Source organism: Streptomyces sp. NPDC002092, from assembly GCF_053593775.1.
The window spans coordinates 46,157-62,848 of record NZ_JBSFDG010000031.1; the positions used below are offsets into that span (position 1 = coordinate 46,157).

At 71.4% G+C, this 16,692-nt stretch carries 14 protein-coding genes; 10 read left to right on the forward strand and 4 right to left on the reverse strand.

Going from position 1 to position 16,692, the window contains the following annotated elements; all coding sequences use genetic code 11:
• From ACWCRD_RS42060 to ACWCRD_RS42080, 5 genes are read left to right on the forward strand one after another with little or no spacing between them, the layout of a single operon-like run.
• Positions 1 to 906, forward strand: a complete 906-nt coding sequence (locus ACWCRD_RS42060; RefSeq protein WP_450970956.1) for a sugar phosphate isomerase/epimerase family protein — start codon at positions 1 to 3, stop codon at positions 904 to 906.
• A complete protein-coding gene (locus tag ACWCRD_RS42065) occupies positions 903 to 2,198 on the forward strand; it encodes a M20/M25/M40 family metallo-hydrolase (RefSeq protein WP_450970957.1) in 1,296 nt (431 codons plus the stop codon). The genes ACWCRD_RS42060 and ACWCRD_RS42065 overlap by 4 nt, the downstream gene beginning before the upstream one ends.
• Entirely contained in the window at positions 2,195 to 3,328 is a 1,134-nt protein-coding gene (locus ACWCRD_RS42070) for an Ldh family oxidoreductase (protein ID WP_450970958.1), read from the forward strand. Before ACWCRD_RS42065 ends, ACWCRD_RS42070 begins: the two co-directional genes overlap by 4 nt.
• Positions 3,325 to 4,275 carry a Gfo/Idh/MocA family protein gene (locus ACWCRD_RS42075; protein ID WP_450970959.1) on the forward strand — a complete coding sequence of 317 codons (951 nt, stop codon included), beginning with the start codon at positions 3,325 to 3,327 and terminating at the stop codon, positions 4,273 to 4,275. Before ACWCRD_RS42070 ends, ACWCRD_RS42075 begins: the two co-directional genes overlap by 4 nt.
• Positions 4,272 to 4,706, forward strand: coding sequence for a DUF6917 domain-containing protein (locus ACWCRD_RS42080; protein WP_450970960.1), 435 nt, complete (start codon positions 4,272 to 4,274; stop codon positions 4,704 to 4,706). The genes ACWCRD_RS42075 and ACWCRD_RS42080 overlap by 4 nt, the downstream gene beginning before the upstream one ends.
• A 116-nt stretch (positions 4,707 to 4,822) precedes the next feature.
• Here the strand turns inward: ACWCRD_RS42080 and ACWCRD_RS42085 are convergent, their stop codons facing one another.
• From ACWCRD_RS42085 to ACWCRD_RS42100, 4 genes are all read right to left on the reverse strand, one after another.
• Positions 4,823 to 5,356, reverse strand: coding sequence for an EF-hand domain-containing protein (locus ACWCRD_RS42085; protein WP_450970961.1), 534 nt, complete (start codon positions 5,354 to 5,356; stop codon positions 4,823 to 4,825).
• Positions 5,357 to 5,561: 205 nt separating this feature from the next.
• Positions 5,562 to 6,821, reverse strand: coding sequence for a nucleotide sugar dehydrogenase (locus ACWCRD_RS42090; RefSeq protein WP_450970962.1), 1,260 nt, complete (start codon positions 6,819 to 6,821; stop codon positions 5,562 to 5,564).
• A gap of 49 nt (positions 6,822 to 6,870) precedes the next feature.
• On the reverse strand, positions 6,871 to 7,179 hold the full coding sequence (locus ACWCRD_RS42095) for a hypothetical protein (protein ID WP_450970963.1): 309 nt from the start codon (positions 7,177 to 7,179) through the stop codon (positions 6,871 to 6,873).
• Between the two features lie 302 nt (positions 7,180 to 7,481).
• On the reverse strand, positions 7,482 to 7,895 hold the full coding sequence (locus ACWCRD_RS42100) for a hypothetical protein (RefSeq protein WP_450970964.1): 414 nt from the start codon (positions 7,893 to 7,895) through the stop codon (positions 7,482 to 7,484).
• A gap of 814 nt (positions 7,896 to 8,709) precedes the next feature.
• Here ACWCRD_RS42100 and ACWCRD_RS42105 point away from each other — a divergent pair.
• The 5 genes from ACWCRD_RS42105 (at position 8,710) to ACWCRD_RS42125 (ending at position 16,688) form a co-directional block, all read left to right on the forward strand.
• Positions 8,710 to 9,678 carry a cyclase family protein gene (locus ACWCRD_RS42105; RefSeq protein WP_450970965.1) on the forward strand — a complete coding sequence of 323 codons (969 nt, stop codon included), beginning with the start codon at positions 8,710 to 8,712 and terminating at the stop codon, positions 9,676 to 9,678.
• A gap of 130 nt (positions 9,679 to 9,808) precedes the next feature.
• Positions 9,809 to 12,685, forward strand: coding sequence for a SpoIIE family protein phosphatase (locus tag ACWCRD_RS42110; RefSeq protein ID WP_450970966.1), 2,877 nt, complete (start codon positions 9,809 to 9,811; stop codon positions 12,683 to 12,685).
• Between the two features lie 135 nt (positions 12,686 to 12,820).
• Positions 12,821 to 14,368: a sugar ABC transporter ATP-binding protein gene (locus ACWCRD_RS42115; protein WP_450970967.1), complete on the forward strand. Its 1,548-nt coding sequence runs from the start codon at positions 12,821 to 12,823 to the stop codon at positions 14,366 to 14,368.
• Positions 14,365 to 15,471: an ABC transporter permease gene (locus tag ACWCRD_RS42120; RefSeq protein WP_450970968.1), complete on the forward strand. Its 1,107-nt coding sequence runs from the start codon at positions 14,365 to 14,367 to the stop codon at positions 15,469 to 15,471. Before ACWCRD_RS42115 ends, ACWCRD_RS42120 begins: the two co-directional genes overlap by 4 nt.
• Positions 15,472 to 15,527: 56 nt before the next feature.
• Complete coding sequence (locus ACWCRD_RS42125) at positions 15,528 to 16,688, forward strand: substrate-binding domain-containing protein (protein WP_450970969.1); 1,161 nt, start codon at positions 15,528 to 15,530, stop codon at positions 16,686 to 16,688.
• Positions 16,689 to 16,692 lie beyond the last annotated feature (4 nt).

Here is a 16,692-nt window from a genome sequence, read left to right on the forward strand (position 1 = left end):
ATGCCCCGACACGACGCCGCCGGGCACCGCGCCGCGGGATTCGGGCCCCTGGCCGGGATCGGCGACGAGGCGGCGCCCGGTACCGACGGCCAGCTGGCCGCCCTGCGGCACCTGGGCTGGAACGCCATCGAACTGCGCACGGTCGACGGGACCGCACTCGCCGATCTCTCCGCGGCGGCCTTCAACACCCTGACCCGGCGGCTGGCGGACGCCGGTGTCACGGTGATCGGCGTGGCCTCCAGGATCGGGAACTGGTCCCGTCCCGTCACCGGTGACCTCGCCGTGGACCTCGCCGAACTGGACGTCCTGGCCGAGCGGTGCGCCGCCCTGGGCTGCCGTCTCGTACGGATCATGTCGTACCCCAACGACGGCCTGACGGAGACCGAGTGGGCCGACCGCGTCCTCGCCCGCACCGCCGTCCTGGCGGACCGCGCCGAGCGGGCGGGCCTGGTGCTGGTGCACGAGAACTGCGCGGGCTGGGCCGGGGACCGGGCCGACCGAGCGCTCCGGCTGCTGCGTGGCGTCGGCAGCCCGGCCCTGCGGCTGCTGTTCGACACCGGCAACGGCGTTCCGTACGGCTACCGCGCGCCGGACATGCTTCAGGACCTCGCCCCCTATGTGGCCCACGTCCACATCAAGGACGCCGTCCGCACCCCGGACGGCACCACCGCCTACACGCTGCCCGGTGAGGGCGGTGCCGAGGTGGCCGCATGCCTGCGGATCCTGGCCGCCCACGGCTACACCGGCGCCCTCTCCCTCGAACCACACCTCGCCGTGCGCCCCCACGACGGCCTGGTCCGGGCCGGTGAAGACGCCGGTGCCCTGTTCGTACGGGCCGGACAGGCGCTCACCCGGCTGCTGCGGACCATGAAGGCGGCACCCGCCCACCCGGACGGTACGGCGTGACCGTACTGTTCACCGACCAGTACCAGAAGCTGCTGCTGGACCTCCTGCGCCTGCCCAGCGTCAACCCTCTGGAGGCCGGGCCGGACGACCCGCCGTCCCGACTGCCCGACCTCCTCGACCGGTACGCGGCAGCCGCCGCCGACGTGGGGTTGCGCACCGTACGGCTCGCGGCTGCCCCCGTCGCATGTCTGGACCGGCCCGGGGTTCCGTCCACCGTCCGGGCCGCCGCGCGCGACCCGCGCTTCCTCGTGGACCAGCCCAGCCTGCTGCTGCGGCTTGGACCCGAGCGTCCCCGCGTGGACACGGTGATGTTCAACGTCCATCTGGACACCGTCGCCGGACACGTCCAACCCGCCTTCGACGGAAGCAGGTTCACCGGCCGGGGGTCCGTCGACGCCAAGGGACCCGCCGTCGCCCTGCTTGCGGGGCTGCGGGCGGCCGCGTCCCACCCCGCCGTCGGACGGGACGTCACCGTCCTGCTCCAGGCCGTCGCCGGGGAGGAAGGCGGCGCCCTGGGCACCTACGGCACCCGCCCCCTGCTGGAAGCCGGCCATCACGGACGCCTCAACGTGTTCTGCGAACCGACCGGTCTGCGCGCGCTGCCCCGGGCGACCGCCTCCATGACCGCCCGGATCACCGTCACCGGTGAGGACGCCGTCGACGACCATCCGGACGCCGGACACAACGCCACCGTGCTGCTCGGCTTCCTCGCCCAGCACCTCGCCGCCCGCCTGGACGGGGCCGTACCCGGCACACGGGTGTGCCTGGCCGGACTGCACACCGGCCGCACGCACAACCGCGTCCACGGCACCGGCACCCTGCTGGTCAACCTGTCCTACGGCACCACCGCGGACGGCAGTCACCTCAAGGCCGCCGTGACCCGGCACGTCACCGACGGTCTGCGCGGCTTCAGCGAACTCTTCGCCTCCACCCGGGAGTTCGCCCGCACGGCACGGGACGCGGGACGCATCACCCTGCTCGGCTGGGACAAGGACGGACTGCCCGCACTGGACAACCGCGACCCCTGTGCCGAGGCGCTCCTGGCCCGCGCGGGAGCCCGGCCGGCGGACGGCGATCCCGGTTTCACCTGCGACGCCATCTGGGCCGCCGGTCTGGACGACGCCTTCACCACCGTGCTCGGCCCCGGTGACCTCGCCGCCAACCACGCCCACGCGCCCGGGGAGTTCGTCGACCTCGCCGACCTGGAGGACTTCGCGGGCGTCGTCCACCGCCTCGTCACCCTCTTCGCTGAAGACCACCGACCCGCCCCTCCCGTAAGGAACCGCGTATGACGGTGTCCACTGCCTCCTCGGCAACGTCCGACCACGCATCCGTCCTTGTCGGCCACGCCGAGCTGTGTGCAGCGCTGACCGGCCTGTTCACCGGCCACGGCATTCCGGCACCCAGGGCCCGGCTCGCCGCCGACGCCCTGTGCCACGGTGACCTTGCCGGCCTCGACTCGCACGGAGTGTTCAACCTCACCCGGCTCTACCTGCCGCTGCTGGAGTCGGGGCGCTGCGACCCCCGTGCCGAACCGCGGACCCTCACCGACCTGGGCGCCTGCGCGGTCGTCGACGCCCGCCGCGCCCTGGGCCTGTGGGCCGCGGCCGAAGCCATGGACGATGCCGTCGCCCGGGCCCGCCGGCATGGCGTCGGCCTGGTGTCCGTGCGCGGCGCCACCCACTTCGGGTGCGCCGGCTTCCACGCCGTCCGCGCCGCGCACGCCGGGATGATCGGCGTCGTCGCGAGCAATTGCGGCGGCCAGCGCATCGCACGCCCGCCGGGAGGCGCGGTGGCCATGCTCGGCACCAACCCGTTGAGCGTCGCCGCCCCCGCTCTCGACGGCCACCCCTTCCTGCTGGACATGAGCACCACCGTCGCGCCGACCGGACGGGTCCGCGTGGCCGCCCGCCGGGGCACTCCGGTGCCCGCAGGCTGGCTGGAGGACGCGGCGGGCAACCCCGTGACGGACCCGTCCGCATTCGACCGCGGCGAGGCGTTCCTGCGCTGGCTGGGCGGTACGGCCGAGACCGGCGTCCACAAGGGCTACGGACTCGGCATCGCGGTGGAACTGCTGGCCGCGGTGGTGTCCGGGGCGGCCGTGGGACCCTCGCCCGCCGCTCTGGAAGGGGACGGCCGGCCGCACGGACGGGACGACGGCATCGGCTTCTTCCTCCTCGCGATCGCCCCGGAGGTACTGAGTCCGGGCACGGACGTCGTCGGCTCGACCCGGTCCCTGTTCGGCGCGCTCGCCGACTGCCCGCCGGTGCCCGGCGGAGCACCGGTGCGCTACCCGGGGTGGCGGGAGGCCGAACTCGCCGCCGAGCGCCGCCGCGACGGCATCCCGCTGCCGGAGCACCTGTACCGGGAACTGGCGGACCTGGGCCTCCCCGTCGGTCCTGGCTCCGGGAGCCCGCGATGACCCGGCCGCTGCGGCTGGGCGTCGTCGGCCTCGGCGCCATCTCCCCCTACTACCTGGCCGCCGCCGAACGGCTGCCCGGCTGGGAGCTGTCGGCCGTGTGCGACACGCGCGACCAGGCCCTGGAGCAGTACCGGGGCCGGGCGGCCCGCTTCCGCGACCACAGGACACTGCTGGCCCAGGCCCGGCCGGACGCCCTGGTCGTGGCCGTGCCCAACCACGTGCACCTCCCGGTCTGCCGAGAGGCGCTGGCCGCCGGTGTTCCCGTGTGCGTCGAAAAACCCCTCGCCCTCACCGCCGCCGAGGGACGCCTGCTGGTGGATCTCGCGCGGCGTTGCGGCGTCCCTCTGCTGACGGCGTTCCATCGCCGCTACAACACCGTCGTCCGTGCGCTGGCGCACCAGGCGGCAGGCCGGAAGATCGTCGCGGTCCGCGTGCGGTACCTGGAACGCATCGAGGAACATCTCGGCGGCGAGGACTGGTACCTCGACCCCGCCCGCTGCGGCGGCGGCTGTGTGGCCGACAACGGCCCGAACGCGCTCGACCTGGTGCGGATGCTGCTCGGCGACGTCACCGTCACCGGCAGCGAGATCCACCGCGACGGCTCGGGCGTCGACCGGAAGGCAGTGATCCGCCTCAGCAGCCCCACCGGCGCCACCGCAAGGGTGGAACTGGACTGGTCGTACCCGGGAGAACGCAAGGACGTCGAGGCCGAACTGGCCGACGGGGAGGTCCTGCACGCCGACATGCTGGCCGGCCACCTCGGCTTCAAGGCGTCGCTGTGGCACGAGTACGAGGCGATCCTCACCGAGTTCGCCTCCCTCGCCGGCCGGTGCGCCCCGGTCGGGCCGGGAGCGCACGGCGGCCTGCCCGCACTGGAGTTGGTCGAGGCGGCCTACCGCCGCGCCCGGCCCGCATCCTGTGCGCCGCCGGCGGAGGCGGACCGGTGAACCCGGCGGAGGACGGCCCGAAACGTGTGGTGCGCGCGAGCCTGGTCAAAGTGCTCACGCACCACCGCACGGACCGGGGGATGCGGTTGGAGGAACACGCGGCGCGCTGCGTGCGGCGGGACGAGGTGCACGAACTCGTCAGCACCGATCAATGGGACCCGCGCCCCGGCGCCCGGATCGACCGGGTGGGCTTCCTCGGCTTCGCGGAACTGGTGTGCGGCGGCGTGATCGACCGTGGTGACCTGGTGAGCATCGACGACACGCCGGTCGGCACGGTCCTCGGCTTCGACGCCTGCCACCTTCCGAACCACTACAACATCCTGATCCACACAGCCAGTCCGGTCAGTGGCCGAGACCTGCGGCTGCGGCCCGAGGCCCGTGTCACCTTCCTCCAGGGCCCGGATGAAGGGGGCCTGGGGCCGAAGGACTGACGCCTTCGTCCAGGCCCCCTTCATGGGGTTCATCGGGGCTCATGCGGGTTCATGCGGTTTCATGGGGTGACCCCCTGAGCGGATACTCAGGGGGTCACCGGGGCTGGTACGGCAGGTCAGCCGAGAAGCTCGACGTCCAGCCGGCCGAAGTGGAAGTCGCGGAGCGCCCCCAGCAGTTCCTCCTCGGACAGACGGCCGTCTCCGTTGGCGTCGATCTGCTCGAACATGTCACCGGCCCGGGACTCCGGCACGCCGACGCCGGTCAGCCAGGCTCGGAACTCGAACTGGTCGATCTCGCCGTCGTGGTTGTCGTCGCACAGGCGGATCAGCGCCTTCACGATGGGGGAGAGGGCGCGGTTGAAGCTCGCCTCGCCCTCCTTGAACAGCATGTCTCCCGTGGCGTTGAGGAACTGCTCCCGGCTGATGCCGCTCCCGGCGGGGACCCCGGCCTTCTGGGCCAGGTTCTCGTAGAGTCCCTGGAACGCGTTCAGGAGTTCCCGAACCTCCGCGGAGTCGGCCTTCCTCCCCAGGTTCTGGGCGATCCGGGCTGCCTCACCCTGGAAGTCGCTGGGTTCCAGCACACCGTTGCCGTCGGTGTCCCACTTCTCGAAGCGCTTCACCAGACGGTCGTTGGCGACAGCAGTGCTCATGTGTTCTCCTTCTCGGTTCGTCTCGGAGATTTGACGGACTGCGGCCCCTGGCAAGGGCCGCAACCGCGCAGGGCGCTGCCCCTGCGCGGGTCTGTGGGGCCGGCGGGACGCCGGCAGGAAGGTGCCGACCGGAGTCGGCGGCGGCGAGGCGTCGGCTGGGGTGGCGAAGGGGGCCGTAGCCAGTCCCGGAGACGCGGCGGGGTTGTCAGAGAAGCGTCACTCTGCTGCCGACGGCCTTGCCGCGCGTGTCCAGCACGGCGCAACGGGCTCTGCCCAGCGCTTCCCTGGCGTAGCAGGCGTGGTGCTGCAGCAGGATCGCCACATCCGCCTCACCCAGGGCCTCCCGCAGATCCGTGGCGCGCGGCAGGGACCGATCGTCCACGCTGAAGTCGGCTGCGTAGGGATCGTGGTAGAAGACGTCGACCCCCGTGGCGAGCAGCCCCGCGGCCACGGGGCGTGCCGGTGACTCACGGACGTCGGCGACATCGGCCTTGTAGGTGACGCCCAGGAGGAGGGCACGTGCGCCCTCGGGCCGGCCGCGGTTCTCGGTGAGCAGAGACAGGGCCCGGTCCACGACATGCCTCGGCATGTGGGTGAGGACCTCGTGTGCGGCTGCCAACATGCGGAAGGGGAAACCCTGGGACTCGGCCCGCGCGGCCAGATAGCGGGGGTCGACGGGGATGCAGTGTCCGCCGACGCCGGGACCGGGACTGAAAGGGGCGAAGCCGAACGGCTTCGACGCCGCGCAGTGCAGAACGTCCCAGACGTCGATGCCGGCCTGGTGGCAGAACAGTGCCACCTCGTCGACCAGGGCGATATTGACGTAGCGGTAGGTGTTCTCGAGGAGTTTGGCCATCTCCGCCTCCCGCGTGCCCCGGGCGAGGACGAGGTGGTCCACGAACCGCCCGTAGAACGCGGTGGCGTACTTCGCGCACAGAGCGGTGCAACCGCTCACGACCTTCGGGGTGTTGCGAACGTCCCAGATCTCGTTGCCGGGGTCGATGCGCTGGGGGGAATACGCGAGATGGAAGTCCTCGCCCGCCCGCAGTCCACTGCCGTGCTCCAGCAGCGGTCTCACGACATCCTCTGTGGTGCCCGGGTAGCTGGTGGACTCCAGGACGACGAGCATGCCGGTGCGCAGCCGGGCAGCGACGACTTTCGAGGCGTCCTGCACCGCGGATAAGTCGGGTAAGCCCTCCGGCGTGAGCCCGGTCGGAACACAGATCACCACGGTCTGTGCGCCGTCGAGGATCGTGGGGTCGGCCGTGGCGCGGAAGCCTGCGTCCAGCATGGCCGCGACCTCGGAGTCACAGACGCCACCGACGTGCGAGCGGCCCTCGGCGAGAGCGGACACCACGGTGCCGGACACGTCGTACCCGGCGGTGGCCAGGCCGGCCGAGACTGCGGCTCGGGCGAGCGGTAACCCGACATGGCCAAGCCCCATGACGACAAGGTCGACGGTCATGTGCAGCAGTTCTCCTGGGTGTGCGTGGGAGGGCGAGGGAAAGGGTGGTTCAGGCCGAGAAGCTGCCGCTGCCGGGCGGCACATGCGCCCCGAAGCCGGGCTGCACGATGAGGCCGGGCGTCAGGCAAAAGGGGTCGCCGTACACCGTGACCGGCCGGTCGGTGCGATTCGTCAGCACGTGTGCGGCCACCGGAAGCTTGTGGCAGCCGTGTGGTTCCGGGTAAACGGTCAACGGCGCCAGTTCCGTCGCGAAGACGACGACCTCGCCGGGTTCCGCCGCCGTGGCTGTACCGGGGGCTGCGGTCCCCGCGAGGAGCGCACAGGTCACAGCGAGCAGAAAGGTCCGGGCACCACGCATAAACGGCCTCCACTGGAATTCTTCGGTCATTCTTTTTCTTCGGTCATTCTTTTCAGGGCGAAGGGCGGTTGAGTGCCGCAGTCCCCGCGCGAATATCGTCATCGTCCGTCGGTGAGTTCTTCGGGCATCCGCGAATGGTCGTCCTGATCGTGCGTCATGGCATAGCGCAGTACCGCGTTGAACGCCCCGGTGACCGTTCTCGCGGGCTCCCGGCTGGAACGGCGGCCACCGGGACGAGGGCGGCGATGTTCGCGCCCTGCCTGGTGGTCAGGTCGACGGCGGAACGGGAGATGCAGGTCGGCTTATCCGTGCCTGGTCATGAAGGCGCCGTCCTCCTGCGACAGGCGCCGTCCGGGGCTCTCCTCGCCGCCCGGGCGCCCGGTGGAACGTAGCGTGAATGCCCTGGCCGGGCAGGGGTGGCGGTCGACAGGACCGACCGTGGCCCGCACCGTCGAAACGGTGCTGTGGTGGAGCGCGAAGAACGACTCCCCCCTGTGGACGTCCTCGGCCGTCCGGCCGGGCGGCGGCGCCACGGCCTCGTGCAGGAACTCCTGGAGCCAGGGCGGCAGTTGGTGATGCCGCGTGGAGAGCCTACGGATGGCGCGGAAAGGGTCGTTGACGTGAGAGATCTGGCCGGAGTCGAGGAGTTCGGCCACACGGACGTCCGCCGGCGGATCACCGAACCTGGTGGCCTCGGGCAGGTGATCGACGGTCATGGGCACAGATGCTTCCCCTTCTGGCGGCCATGAGATGGGAGCGGAACAGTCAAGTCGTGCGGTGTTCCTCGGGAGGAGGCGGCTGCCGCGCTTCGGCGTCTGGAGTCTGTCCGCCTGCCGGAGAAGGATGCGCCGATGGCAGGTGGTGTACACGTGTGAGTGAACGGGCCCATTGAGGGGGTGCCCTCCGGTCGGCGTGGCTCGCGCACTCGACCCCACCTCGCGGAATTTCCATGGTGGGGCGAAAGGAAGGGTTCACACCAAGAAGCCTGTATGACCTTCACCAAACCGTGCGGGACGGCTGGATCGGCACTTCCGGTCCTCACGGCCAGGCGCGTTCCGCCCCAAACAGCAAGCGGCCTGGGTCGGCAAGCGGGCTGGTTCGACCACAGACCTGGCGGCGCCCTGGCGGTAACGCCATGCTTTGGTCGTGCCCTGCCGGACGGTGCCGAGAGGTCGTGGTCTGGCCGGACCGCTTGCACGTTTGCCTGCTCTACGGATCGCCTCGGGGCGACGACCTGTCGCTGCCCTTGAGGGCCGTTGGGAACGCTGCCGGCCGGACGCGCGGTCGCCGGTATCGGTGTTCATCCGTCTGGCGTGCGTTGACCCTGGCCGTTGTCTTGACGGAGTGTGGCGGACATGAACAGGGATAATGCGGAGCGGAAGGTGCGTTTCTCGTTTCTTGCGGGCTCCTGACTGCAACCTCGGTCTCCGGGCGACTCATTTCCTCCGTACCGGAGCCCAGGTTCAACCCTGAACAACAAGCGCCCAGAGGCGGACCGCACACTTTGTTGCCTGGGAACGGTGAGTACAGATGAGTCCGAGTTCCGCCGATGCCGCGAATCCCGCGCCGACCGGCGTCGGCAACGGGCCCGCCGTCTCCCGTCGGGAGTTCGACGCGCTCTTCGAGGCGGTTCGCACGTGGGGTCGCTGGTCCCCGGCCGACCGCGGTGCCTGGAACCGGGTCACGGCGGACCATGTGCGGCGGGCCGCAGCGCGCGTGCGGACCGGGACGGTCGTCCCGCTGGCGCTGCCGTGGAACACCCGGCCCGGCCCCGGCAACCGCAAGCCTGCCCTGCACCACATGACCGACCTCGGTGACGTGGAGGCGCCGGAACCCTCCACCCACAAGGACTTCATCGCCGCCGACTACCACGGCAAGGGCATCACCCATCTCGACGCGCTGTGCCACATCGCCTATCGGGGGCAGCTCTACGACGGCCGCACGGCACACGAGGTCGTCGATGCCGCAGGCGCCCGCTTCGGCGCGGTGTCGACGCTCGGGTCCCTCGTCACGAGGGGAGTGCTCCTCGACCTGCCCGCCGTCCTCGGGATCCACTGGTTGGAGCCGGGGCGAGCGGTGCACGCGAGGGACATCGTCGTTGCGGAGAAGGCGCTCGATGTGACGATCGGCGAGGGTGACGCGGTACTGCTGCGCTCCGGACACGTCCGGCGCCGCGAGGAACTCGGCGCCTGGGACCCCGACACGGCCAGCGCGGGCTTTCATGTGGACGCCCTGCCGCTGCTGGCCGAGCGTGGCATCGCGCTGCTCGGCGGAGACGGCGACAGTGACGTACGGCCTTCACCCGTGGACGGCGTGCACTCGCCGGTCCACGCCCTGGCTGTGGCCGCGATGGGGATGCCACTGCTGGACAACCTCGACCTGGAAGCGCTGTCCGCCGCGACCGCGACGGCGGGGCGCTACGACTTCATGCTCGTCGTGGCGCCGCTGAACGTCCCGGGCGGGACGGGCTCGCCCGTCAATCCGGTCGCGGTCCTGTGATGCCGAGCCGGTCCGGTCACCGTGTGTGAGGGGCCCTGTGGACGGTGACTCGCGCCTCCAATGCCCGTATCCTCGTCCATATCAGATATTTCGGAAGGGTTGACTGTCGAAGGCGCGAGTGAGGCGGAGCGTGGTTCGGGCCGGCGAAGATCCGATACCGGCGGGGCGTGCGCCAGGCGGCACGGGACCCGCCAGTTTCCGTGAGCGGTTTTTGCAGGGTGAGCCGGTCGAGACGGGCGTGCGCACGTCGATCCTGGATTCCTGGCGGCGCTGCCGGACGCTGGGTCTGTCGCCGGACCAGTCCGACCTTCCCTTCCGGGAGGACTTCGAACCGGACGGACGGATCGTCCGCGCGGCCGTCCCGGTGCTCGACCGGCTGCAGGCCATGTTCGCCGGCAGCGCGATGAACATCTCCGTCGCCGATGCGAGCGGGACGGTTCTCCTGCGCCGTTTCGGAGAAGCCTCGCTGGCCAGAGATCTCCCGGCCATCCAGAGTGTCCCCGGGTTCGTGTTCGCCGAGAGGGTCGCGGGTACCAACGGCATCGGTCTCGCCCTGGCCGAGCGCCAACCCATCCGGGTCTACGGTGCCGAGCACTTCGCCGAGCGCTCCCAGGGCAGTGCCTGCCGCGCGCTTCCCGTCCGCGACCCGCTCAGCGGCCGCATCGAGGGCGTCCTGTGCTTCGGCTATCCCCGCAGTGCCGAGGACCCGGCGCTGGACACCGTGATACGCAAGGCGGCCGAGACCATCGAGCGGCGGCTGCTGGGGCAGAGTTCCTCGCGTGAGCGCGCTCTGCTGCGGGCGTACCTGGACAGCGCAGCCGAGGCCGCCGCAGGTTTTCGGCATCACATAGGGGTGCGGGAACTGGCCGTGGAGATGAGCCCCCGCGACCGCGCGATCCTCATGGAGAAGGCCGCCGAGCTGATCGCCTGCGCGCAGCGGGCCTGTGTCGACGTGCCCCTGCCCGACGGCCGTCGGGTCACGCTCGTCAGCCGGCCGATGACGAGTGCCTCCGGAGTGGAGGGCTTCGCCGTCGAGGCCGTCGTCCCCGGTCCCTCACCGCGCGAGCCCCTCGCCTTCCCGCATCAGGTGCACGAGCCGCTGGGCCTCCCTGCCGAGCTTGCCGTCGCCACCTCCCTCACGTTCTCCGGGGCTGTCCCCGACGTGGCGCCCGGGCAGCTCCACGTCACCCCGCCGGCGGAGTGTCTTCCCGGCACGGAGCACGCCCCTGTCGCCGTGGGCGTCGAGCAGGTCACGGCCGGCGACAGCACGACGGACGAGCACTCCGATTCCCCGCCCCCGGCGAGAAAGCTCATGATGGTGGGGGAGCCGCACGTGGGGACCTACGCCCTCGCCGCGCGCCGCCGCCTGGAATTGTTGTCCGAGGCCGGCGTCCGCATAGGCACCACCCTGGATGTGCGCAGTACCGCCCGGGAGCTCGCCGAGTCGGCGGTGCCGCAACTGGCCGACTTCGTCACCATCGACCTGCCGGAAGCCGTGCTCCGCGGCGAGGAGCCCGCCGATCCCCGCAGTGACCTACGCCGTACGGTGGTCCACGGCATCCATGACGACTGTCCCTTCCACCCGGTCGGCAAGCAGGTCGACTACGGTCCGACGATGCCGCAGTCGCGGTGTCTGACGAGCCGCCAGGCAGTACTGGAACCGGATCTGAAGGCTGCCGCGGGCTGGTTCGGGCAGGACGCTGAGCACTCCGCACAGCTGCTGAGCCACGTCCACTCCCTCATCGCGGTGCCCCTGGTCGCCCGCGGCGCAGTCCTGGGCGTGGCCGGCTTCTACCGCGCGCAGGACTCGCCGCCGTTCGGGGACGACGACCGGTCGCTGGCCCAGGAACTGGCCGCCCGTGCCGCCCTGTCCATCGACAACGCACGGCGCTACACGCGCGAACGCGCCATGGTCCTGGCCCTGCAGCGCAGCCTGCTCCCGCACGGTGTGCCGGATCAGGACGCCGTCGAGGTCGCCCATCGCTACCTGCCCGCCGAATCCGACGTGGGAGGGGACTGGTACGACGTCATACCCCTGTCCGGCAGCCGCATCGGGCTCTTCGTCGGCGACGTCGTCGGCCACGGCATGCTCTCCGCCGCCACCATGGGGCGGCTGCGCACGGCCGCCCGCAGTTTCGCCGAACTCGACTTCCCCCCGGACGAGGTCCTCACCCACCTCGACAAACTCGTGGGACGCCTGGACCGGGAGGACCCCGGCGCCGTGGACGCGGGCATCATCGGCGCGACCTGTCTCTACGCCATCTACGACCCGACCACACAGCAGTGCACCATGGCCCGCGCCGGCCATCCCCCGCCCGCTCTGGTCCGCCCCGACGGCACCGTGTGGTTCCCCGACCTGCCCGCGGGACCGCCGCTCGGCCTCGGCGGTCTGCCGTTCGAAGCCGCCGAGCTCGACCTCCCTGAGAACAGCCGGCTGGTCCTCTACACCGACGGGCTCATCGAGGACCGTGACCGCGACGTCGACGTGGTCCTCGAACAGCTGCGCGCCACGCTGGTCCAAGCGAACGGCACGCCCGACGAGACCTGCGAGGCGATACTCGACACGGTGGCCCCCGCCCACCCCTGCGACGACATCGCCCTGCTCGTCGCCCGCACCCACGCCCTGGACCCCCGGCGGATCGCCACCTGGGAGCTGCCCGCGGATCCGGCCCTGGTCAGCGAGGTTCGCGCCTCCGCCACGCGGCAACTGACCGACTGGGGGCTCGACGAGGCCGCGTTCGCCGTTGAACTGGTGCTCAGCGAGCTGGTCACGAACGCCATCCGCCACGGCGCAGGGCCCATCCGGGTACGGCTGCTCCACGACCGCACCCTGATCTGCGAGGTCTCCGACACCAGCAACACCGCCCCGCACCTGCGCCGAGCGGCCAGCACCGACGAGGGCGGCCGCGGCCTGTTCCTCGTCGCGCAGCTGACGCGGAGCTGGGGCACGCGCTACACCCAGCAGGGCAAGGTCATCTGGGCCGAATGCGGGCTCGAGGGGGCCTGAGCGGCGACCCCGGCGATTCGCTGCTCCGTTGGGGTCACAGAGAGCGGCCAGATGTTCCTGAATATGCGATACGTGGCGCTAATGTCACTGATGCGCATCGGGAAGAACACGACAGGTCCAACCCCGGAGAGGTCCGTGCACGAGGCCCACGACACCTCTGCGCATGCGGTCCCGCCCTTCGGAGCGGAACCTCTGGTCCGTGTCCGCGGACTTGCCAAGCGGTTCGGAGGAACCCTCGCGCTCGCCGGGGTCGACCTCGATGTCCACGCCGGCAGCGTCCTCGCCCTCCTCGGTCCCAACGGAGCCGGGAAGTCCACGCTCATCAAGGTGCTCGCCGGCGTCCACCAAGCCGACTCGGGGCAGGTCACCGTGGCCGGGCACCCGCTCGGGAGTCGCGCCGCTTCCCGGCACATGTCCTTCATCCATCAGGATCTCGGCCTGGTGGAGTGGATGACGGTGGCCGAGAACATCGCTCTGAGCACCGGGTATCCGCGCCGCGCCGGACTGATCTCCTGGCGGCTCACCAGAGAACACTGCACCGAGGCCCTGCGGGTCGTCGCCGGACATCTCGACCCCGACACGCCGGTCTCCCGCCTCGCCCCGGCCGAGCGTTCGCTTGTCGCCGTCGCACGAGCCCTGGCGTCACGGGCGAGCCTCATCGTCCTCGACGAGCCGACCGCCCGCCTGCCCGCCGCGGACTGCACCCGGCTGTTCCGGGTGCTGCACACCCTGCGCGACCGGGGGCACGGCATCCTCTACGTCAGCCATCGCCTGGACGAGGTGTACGAGGTCGCCGACACCTTCGCCGTGCTGCGCGACGGACGCCTGGTCAGCCACGGCTCGCCGGCGAGCCACACCCCTGCCCGCCTGGTGCGCGCCATCACCGGCGAGGGGCCGACCGATCACCGCTCCGCCGGCACCCCGGCCGGCGGTCCGGCCGTGCTGACCCTGGACGGGGTGCGCACCCACGACGCGGGACCGGTCAGTCTGGAGCTCAGGCGGGGGGAAGTCCTCGGCCTGGTCGGCCTCACGGGCGCCGGACACATGGGCCTCGCCCGAGCCCTCGCGGGCGCCCGGCCCCTCCTCGGCGGACGGGCCCTTCTCGCTGGTCGCCCGTACCGTCCCCGTACGGTCGCGGACGCCGTCGGACGGGGTGTCGCCCTCGTACCGGGTGACAGACAGCGGGAGGGTTGCCTCGCCGAGCTGACCGTACGCGAGAACCTCCTGGCCAACCCCCGGGCGGGAGGCCTGTCGGCGCTGGGCTGGATCAGCCCCCGCCGCGAACGCGCCGAGGCCGGCACCCTGATCGAACGGTTCTCGGTGCGTCCCCACGACAGCGAGGCCGCCATCGCCACCCTGTCCGGGGGGAACCAGCAGAAGGTCATGATCGGCCGGTGGCTGCGGCTGGCCCTGCGCCTGCTGATCCTCGAGGAACCGACGGCGAGCGTGGACATCGGTGCCAAAGCCGCGATCCACCGCCTGCTCGACGAGGCGCTCGCCGCCGGCCTCGCGGTCCTCCTCGTCTCCAGCGACTTCGAGGAGGTCACGGGCGTGTGCCGGCGCGCCCTGGTCTTCGTCCGCGGATCCGTGACGACCGAGCTGACCGGCCCGGCCCTCACGGTCACCGAGCTCACGCGGGCGGCTTCGGCCCTGCCCTCCTCCGGAACCGCGGTGAATCCGTGACCGGCTCGCCCTCTCCGGCTGCGCCCCCGCCACGGCCGCGTCGCCCGGGACCACCGAGGCGACTCGCCCGACTGCACGGCCGGAGCGGGCAACTCATCGGCGCCTACGGCCTCCTGACCGTCACCGCCCTGCTCTTCCTGATCTTCTCCATCACCCTGCCGCGTACCTTTCCCACCCGGGACACCGTAGACTCGATCCTGTCCAACCAGTCGATCCCGGCCGTCCTCGCACTCGCCGCGATGGTCCCCATCGTGACCGGCGCGTTCGACCTCTCCATCGGCTACGGCCTCGGCCTGGCGCACGTCATGGTGATGCAGCTCGTCGTGGGCGACGGGTGGCCCTGGCCGCTCGCCTGCCTCACGGTGATCGCCGGAGGGGGTGTCGTGGGCGTCCTCAACGGTGTCGTCGTCGAGTTCGGACGGATCGATTCGTTCATCGCCACGCTCGGAACCGGCAGCATGATGTACGCGGTGACCGGATGGGTCACCGGCGGCGCCCGGATCGTCCCCGGTCCGCAAGGCCTCCCGGCCGCCTTCACCGACATCTACGACTCGACGTTCGTCGGCCTGCCGGTTCCCGCCTTCTACGTGCTCGCGCTCGCGGTCGCCCTCTGGGTGGTTCTGGAGCGGCTGCCGCTCGGCAGGTACCTGCACGTCGTCGGGTCGAACCCGCGCGCCGCCGACCTGGTCGGCATCCCGACCCGCAAGTACACCGTCTACGCCTTCGCCGCGTCGGGACTGATCGTCGGCTTCGACGGAGTGCTGCTCGCGGCCCAGCAGCAGATCGGCAATCCCAGCGTCGGCCTCGACTATCTGCTGCCCGCGTTCGTCGGGGCCCTCCTCGGCTCCACCGCCATCAAACCCGGGCGTCCCAACGCCCTGGGCACCCTCGTCGCCGTCGCCGTCCTCGCCGTCGGCCTCACCGGCATCGCCCAGATGGGCGGCGATTTCTGGACGGTCCCGTTGTTCTACGGCGGCACCCTGCTCCTCGCCGTCGGCCTGGCCGGCTACTCCGCTCGCCGCCGACTGCGCACCGGTGCGGTCGTCACCCGCGATTCGCCCGCCGCGACACAGGACGACGGCACGCCGGGCAGCCCTCCATGACCTACGCCGCGGGCACCGCCGGAGTGCCCGGGCGGCATCCTCCGCAAGGAGCTTCCGTGCACCGCAACCGCAACACCCTCACCGTCCGCAACGCGCGGTCCGCTGCCACCGCCCTGGTGGTCGCGGTCTTCGTGCTGGCCGGCTGTGAACGCGGTTCGTCGAGCGGCCCGGCGCACTCCACCTCGGGTCCGAGCGGCTGCCCCGCGGCCCAGACCAGGGCCCAGGCCGCCGTCAGCCGGGCGGAGCGGACCGACATCCCCTGGAACGGACCGACCGGCGGACCCGCCGCGGTGGCCGGCAAGACCATCGTCTACGTCGCCCAGACCATGACCAATCCCGGAGTCGCGGGCGCCGCGGACGGCGTGCGGGAAGCCGCGCGCGTCATCGGCTGGCAGGTCCGGGTGATCGACGGTGGCGGCACCCCCGCCGGCATCCAGGCGGCGATGAGCGAGGCCGTCGACGTCAGACCCTCGGGCATCGTCATCGGGGGCTTCGACCCGGGCTCGACCTCGCAGCAGGTGGCGCGTGCGAACGCGGCAGGCATCCCGCTCATCGGCTGGCACGCGGTCGCTTCCCCCGGCCCCAGCCGGCGCCCCAGGCTCTTCACCAACGTCACCACCGAAGTCGAGGACGTGGCCAGAGCCAGTGCGCAGTGGGTCATCTCGAGCTCCGACGGATCAGCCGGGGCCGTGGTCTTCACCGATGCCTCGATCCCCTTCGCCAAGTACAAGTCCGACCTGATCAGGAAGGAGCTGGCCACCTGCGCGGGGGTGAAGCTGCTGGCGTACGAGAACATCCCGATCCCGGATGCCGGCAGCCGCACGCCCCGGGAGATCTCCTCACTGCTCTCCCGCTTCCAGGAGAGATGGACCCACTCCGTCGCCATCAACGACCTGTACTTCGCCGATGCCGCCCCGGCGTTCCGCGCGGCCGGCAAGAAGGGTTCCGGCCCGCCCTTCAACATCGGCGCCGGCGACGGCGACCCCTCCGCCTTCCAGCGCATCAACAGCAAGCAGTACCAGGCGGCCACCGTGCCGGAGCCGCTGTCCCAGCAGGGCTGGCAGATCGTCGACGAGTTCAATCGCGCCTTCTCAGGCCGGCCGGCCAGCGGGTATGTGGCCCCCGTCCACATCAGCACGGCCGACAACAGTCACGGCGCCACGACCTGGGATCCGGCGGGATACCGGGAGGCGTACCGGAAGATCTGGGGCACGTGACAGC

What these genes read in the sequence shown, in the direction of transcription:
- ACWCRD_RS42060 (WP_450970956.1), top strand. Translation starts at nt 1, where the DNA reads ATGCCCCGACACGACGCCGCCGGGCACCGCGCCGCGGGATTCGGGCCC.
- ACWCRD_RS42070 (WP_450970958.1), top strand. Translation starts at nt 2,195, where the DNA reads ATGACGGTGTCCACTGCCTCCTCGGCAACGTCCGACCACGCATCCGTC.
- ACWCRD_RS42075 (WP_450970959.1), top strand. Translation starts at nt 3,325, where the DNA reads ATGACCCGGCCGCTGCGGCTGGGCGTCGTCGGCCTCGGCGCCATCTCC.
- ACWCRD_RS42085 (WP_450970961.1), bottom strand. Translation starts at nt 5,356, where the DNA reads ATGAGCACTGCTGTCGCCAACGACCGTCTGGTGAAGCGCTTCGAGAAG.
- ACWCRD_RS42090 (WP_450970962.1), bottom strand. Translation starts at nt 6,821, where the DNA reads ATGACCGTCGACCTTGTCGTCATGGGGCTTGGCCATGTCGGGTTACCG.
- ACWCRD_RS42095 (WP_450970963.1), bottom strand. Translation starts at nt 7,179, where the DNA reads ATGCGTGGTGCCCGGACCTTTCTGCTCGCTGTGACCTGTGCGCTCCTC.
- ACWCRD_RS42100 (WP_450970964.1), bottom strand. Translation starts at nt 7,895, where the DNA reads ATGACCGTCGATCACCTGCCCGAGGCCACCAGGTTCGGTGATCCGCCG.
- ACWCRD_RS42105 (WP_450970965.1), top strand. Translation starts at nt 8,710, where the DNA reads ATGAGTCCGAGTTCCGCCGATGCCGCGAATCCCGCGCCGACCGGCGTC.